The sequence below is a fragment of the Lactobacillus fornicalis genome (assembly GCF_055362665.1).
This window is the reverse complement of the sequence record NZ_JBLTIM010000080.1, coordinates 1-796: the sequence shown is the minus strand read 5'-3', so window position 1 is coordinate 796 and position 796 is coordinate 1. Positions and strand designations below refer to the sequence as shown.

Annotated in this window: 1 protein-coding gene; it reads right to left on the bottom strand. The window is 36.2% G+C overall.

What is annotated here, in order from left to right:
- A partial coding sequence (locus ACNDLV_RS08235; protein WP_498883114.1) for an oleate hydratase occupies nt 1–796 on the bottom strand: 796 nt, incomplete at both ends.

The following is a 796-nucleotide window of genomic DNA, read 5'->3' as shown; positions in this document are numbered from 1 at the left end:
CTCACAAGCTTGTTTCCATAACGATGATGCTGCACCATAATCCATATTTTCAGGTGCTGGCGTGTTATAATCTCCTAAAGTTGCTGAATCAGTAATTGAACCATTGGTAAAGAAGACAGCCGTTTGATTATCTACTTCCACCTTCTCTTCCTTGTCTGTTTCTGTATTTTCCATTTTAAGAGCCGTTACCGTAATTTCGTCTTGCATTGGAGTATCTTTAAACTCGAAAGCCGTTATTCTTCGATTCATGATAAATTTACAACCTTGCTTTTGTAAATACTTAATTAACGGTAACATGATACTTTCATATTGATTATATCGTGTCCGATTAACCCCAACTAAATGTTCAATTTGTGTAAATTCATAAATCATTTGATGCATATAGCGTCGTAATTCTTGAGCAGATGATTGTACTCTGAAAGCAAATGTAGTTTCCCACATATACCAAAAATTAGTCTGAAAAATGTGGGGATCATCCTTAAAATATTCTGCTATTGTTACATTATCTAGTTTTTCTTCTTCTGAATCCGGCATCATAACTAATCGGCTAAGCAAAAGTCTATCCATATTGTTTAATCCAAGTTTATGACCATCTACAATACCAATACCGCCTTCAAGCAAACGAGCTTTATCAAAAGTTCTATGTTTACTATCAAAGTCTCGGGTATCTTCTTCTGCCGTCATCCCCGCTTCAGTAACCGAGGGAATTCTTGAAAGTAAGTCCATCAAATCGACATAAGTACGATAATTAAGCATCCTGCCCCCACGCGCAATAAATCCATGGGTATTTTCCATT